Source organism: Microbacterium sp. CPCC 204701 (assembly GCF_004010105.1).
Taxonomy (GTDB): Bacteria; Actinomycetota; Actinomycetes; order Actinomycetales; family Microbacteriaceae; genus Microbacterium.
This window is the reverse complement of the sequence record NZ_RRYE01000267.1, coordinates 1-4267: the sequence shown is the minus strand read 5'-3', so window position 1 is coordinate 4267 and position 4267 is coordinate 1. Positions and strand designations below refer to the sequence as shown.

The following is a 4267-nucleotide window of genomic DNA, read 5'->3' as shown; positions in this document are numbered from 1 at the left end:
CGGCAGCGGTCGCCGCGCTCGCCACGGTGGCGCTGCTCGCGACCGGGTGCCGGCCCGAGCCGTCGGGCACGCCGGAGCCGTCCGGCTCGGCGACCCTCGACGAGCCGACGCCCGGACCGTCGGTGTCGCCCATCGAGACCGAGCTGCCGGATGCGGGGTTCGAGATGCCGGCGTCGTGCGAGCAGATCTACTCCGCCGACATGCTCGCGCAGCTGCAGTCCGAGAACCCGCCGCTGAACGACCCCGGCGTCACGATGCTCTCGACCGAGAACGCCGAACTCCTCGAGGTGATCCACAGCGGTGCGCCGACGCTGCGCTGCTCGTGGGGGCAGCCCAGCGAGTTCGGGCTGGCGACCAACGTGACGGCGATCGACGCCGAGCAGGCGGCGGGCATCGAGTCGGCTCTGCCGGCGGCCGGGTTCGGGTGCGAGGCACTCGGCGACGGCACCGTCTGCCGCGTCGAGCAGCGGGGCGTCACGCTCGACGACGAGGAGTACATCCGCGGCGAGACGCACTACATCGGCGACGGTGCAGTCCTCACCACCGCGTGGATCAATTTCGCCCCCGACGGGTACACCGAAGACATCGTCGCGACGCTCTGGGGCTGAGCGCTCGGCTCTCCGTCGCGATCCCTTTCCCGCTGCGCGACCGAATCCGGCTAGAATGGGCGGTGGGGAATCCGGTGACGATGTCGCAGCTCGCAGAAGCGAGTGCCCGCGGCCGCCACGGCGCACCCCGATCCCGCGTTCGCGACGGCGTTCGCGCCGCCCGCGGGAGCACGCAGATCCATCGGTGTCATCCGATCATCGCCGGGCCCGATCCGGCACTCACGCTCAGGAGGAGCATGCCGACCACGGCACCCGCCCAGGCGGCGCAGCGTCGCCGCAAGTCCTCGTCCGCGCGCCGCGACGACGAGGCCCCCATCATTCCGATCCTCGCCCGTAAGGTGCGAGAGGTTGAGGCGAAGGCCCAGCGCGGCAAGCTCGGACCCACCAACCGCGTCAAGTTCCAGGTGATCGCGTTCCTGGTGCGCGAGGAGCGCGCCCGGGTCAAGAACGACGGCGAGCTGGCGGATGCCGCGCGCTCCGAGCTGCTGAAGCGCCTCGACGGCGTCGCGACGATCCTGGCGAAGACCGCCGCACGCGACACGTCGCTCATCCAACTGCTCGAGGTCGACCAGGCCACCTCGCCGGTCGCGCGCCGCATGCGCCGCGACTGGCTGCTCGAGTCGGGTGCCGAGCTGCCGCCGGACGAGCTCATCATCACCGATGTCGCCCCGATCGCCGCCCCCGTGGTGCCGGCCGCCCTCGCCGAGCGCCAGGTCGTGCCGCCGCAGGTCGAGGCCCGTCGCGAGGCCAACCCGTTCCTCGCTCCCGACCTCTCCGTCCGCGCGCCGAAGGAGACGCCGCGACGGCGGCTCGACAGCTGGGAGCTCATGGGACCGCTGTACAAGGCGTTCGAGACCGGCGCGGGCGGCGGAAGCGCCACGATGGACCTGCCGCCCGTGCCCGAGTTCGACCGGCTGTCGCCCAGAGGGCTCGAGATCATGCCGCACCAGTCGCGGTTCCTCGAGGCCGTGCGCGACGGCCACCGCACTTTCCTCCTCGCGGACGAGCCGGGCCTCGGCAAGACGGCGGAGTCGGCGCTCGCGGCATCCGTCGCGAACGCGTACCCGCTGCTGGCCGTCGTGCCCAACGTCGTGAAGATGAACTGGGCGCGTGAGGTGGAGCGCTGGACGCCCCAGCGCCGCGCCACCGTCATCCAGGGCGACGGCGAAGACATCGACGCGTTCGCCGACGTGTTCATCGTCAACTACGAGATCCTCGACCGCCACCTGTCGTGGCTCAGCTCCCTCGGGCTGAAGGGCATGGTGGTCGACGAGGCGCACTTCATCAAGAACCTCACCTCGCAGCGCTCGCAGAACGTGCTGGCGCTCGCCGCCCGCATTCGCGAGCAGGTCCGCGACCCGCTGCTGCTGGCGCTGACCGGCACGCCGCTCATCAACGACGTCGAGGACTTCGACGCGATCTGGCGCTTTCTCGGCTGGACCACCGGCGCGAAGCCGGGCCCCGTGCTCATGGAGAAGCTCGACGAGACGGGTCTCACGCCCGCCGACAAGGCCTTCTATCCCGAGGCCCGCGAGGCCGTGATCTCGATGGGCATCGTCCGTCGCAAGAAGAAGGATGTCGCCGCAGACCTTCCCGACAAGCTCATCGCGGATCTTCCCGTGGAGCTCGACGACGAGTTCGGCCGCTCCATCCGACAGGCCGAGCGCGAGCTGGGCGAGCGTCTGGCCGCGAAGTACCGCCGCATCATCGATGCTCGTGGCGATCGCGGGCTTGCGCCGGGCGAAGTGGACGAGGACATCGTCAGGCTGGTCGCCCACAACGAGCTCGAGGAATCCAAGGCCGCCGGCACCGGGTCCGAGAACGTCTTCACCATGGTCCGCAAGATCGGCCAGGCGAAGGCCGTGCTCGCGGCCGACTACGCGGTGCAGCTGCAGCGCTCGGTCGGCAAGGTCGTGTTCTTCGCGAAGCACATCGACGTCATGGACGCCGCCGAGGCGCATTTCGCCGCGGCGGGCCTGAAGACGGTCTCGCTGCGCGGCGACCAGGCATCCACGGCTCGCCAGCAGGCCATCGACGCGTTCAACAGCGACCCCGACGTCGGCATCGCGGTCTGCTCGCTCACCGCGGCGGGCGTCGGCGTGAACATGCAGGCGTCGTCGAACGTCGTGCTCGCCGAGCTGTCGTGGACGGCCGCCGAGCAGACGCAGGCGATCGACCGCGTGCACCGCATCGGCCAGGACGAGCCGGTGACGGCGTGGCGCATCATCGCCGCGCACACGATCGACACGAAGATCGCCGAGCTGATCGATTCGAAGCAGGGGCTCGCCGCCCGCGCGCTCGACGGCGAGGCGGTCGACCCGCAGTCCAGCGACTCGGTGCAGCTGTCGGCCCTCATGCACGTGCTGCGTCAGGCCCTCGGCGGCGCATAGGCCCGAGCAGCGATCGACGAGCGGCGCCCCTGGCGCCGCTGAGCCGTGCGGCAGGGTGACCGAGCGCGTCGGGCCGCCCGTGTGGCAAGGCGCGGCATCCGGCACTAATGTCGGGTGAGGCAGCGTCGCCGGACCTCTTCACCCGACAGCGAGGAACCTGAGCTATGAAGATCGGCATCCTGACGAGCGGCGGCGATTGCCCCGGACTCAACGCGGTCATCCGTGGCGTCGTGCTCAAGGGCACGACGACGTACGGCCTCGAGTTCGTCGGCATCCGCGACGGCTGGCGGGGTGTCGTGGACGGCGATTTCTTCCCGCTGACACGCCACGAGGTCAAGGGTCTGTCGAAGGTGGGCGGCACGATCCTCGGCACGAGCCGCACGAACCCGTACGAGGGTCCGCGCGGCGGCGCCGAGAACATCGCCAAGACGATGTACGGTCACCGCCTCGACGGCATCATCGCGATCGGCGGCGAGGGCACACTGGCCGCCGCCAACCGTCTCGCCAACGACGGCATCAACGTGCTCGGCGTTCCCAAGACGATCGACAACGACCTGCGCGCCACCGACTACTCGTTCGGATTCGACACCGCCGTGAACATCGCCACCGACGCGATGGACCGTCTGCGCACCACCGGCGACTCGCACCAGCGGTGCATGGTCGCCGAGGTCATGGGCCGCCACGTCGGCTGGATCGCGCTGCACGCGGGCATCGCCGCGGGCGCTCACGCGATCTGCATTCCGGAGGTGCCGCTGTCGATCGACGACGTCGTAGAGCTCGTCACCCGGGCGCACGATCGCGGTCGTGCCCCGCTCGTGGTCGTCTCGGAGGGTTTCAAGCTCAAGGGCCAGGACGAGGCCTACTCCGACAAGGGCCTCGACGCGTTCAACCGCCCACGCCTCGGCGGCATCAGCGAGGTGCTCGCGCCCGAGATCGAGCGCATCACCGGCATCGAGACCCGCGCCACGGTGCTGGGTCACATCCAGCGCGGCGGATCGCCGTCGGGCTTCGACCGCGTCCTCGCGACGCGCCTCGGCCTGCACGCCGCCGACGCGATCGTCGACGGCGCGTGGGGGCAGATGGTGGCGCTGCGCGGCATCGACATCGTCCGTGTGCCGTTCGCCGACGCGCTCGGCGAGCTCAACAGCGTCCCGCTGTACCGCTACGAAGAGGCCGCCGCGCTGTTCGGCTGATCCTCGACCCGACGGATGCCTCGCCGCGAGGCATCCGCTCGCCTTTCTGCACCCCGCGCGACCACCCGGCCCCGCC

Annotated in this window: 3 protein-coding genes; all 3 read left to right on the top strand. The window is 70.6% G+C overall.

All coding sequences use genetic code 11. The features are described 5' to 3' along the window. Nucleotides 1-608: hypothetical protein (locus EIO58_RS13580; RefSeq protein WP_127819982.1), on the top strand; the 608-nt coding region annotated here is incomplete at its 5' end. 236 nt (nt 609-844) lie between these two features. Further along, on the top strand, nt 845-2998 hold the full coding sequence (locus EIO58_RS13575) for a DEAD/DEAH box helicase (RefSeq protein ID WP_127819981.1): 2154 nt from the start codon (nt 845-847) through the stop codon (nt 2996-2998). A gap of 164 nt (nt 2999-3162) precedes the next feature. Beyond that, complete coding sequence (locus tag EIO58_RS13570; protein ID WP_127819980.1) at nt 3163-4191, top strand: ATP-dependent 6-phosphofructokinase; 1029 nt, start codon at nt 3163-3165, stop codon at nt 4189-4191. Nucleotides 4192-4267 lie beyond the last annotated feature (76 nt).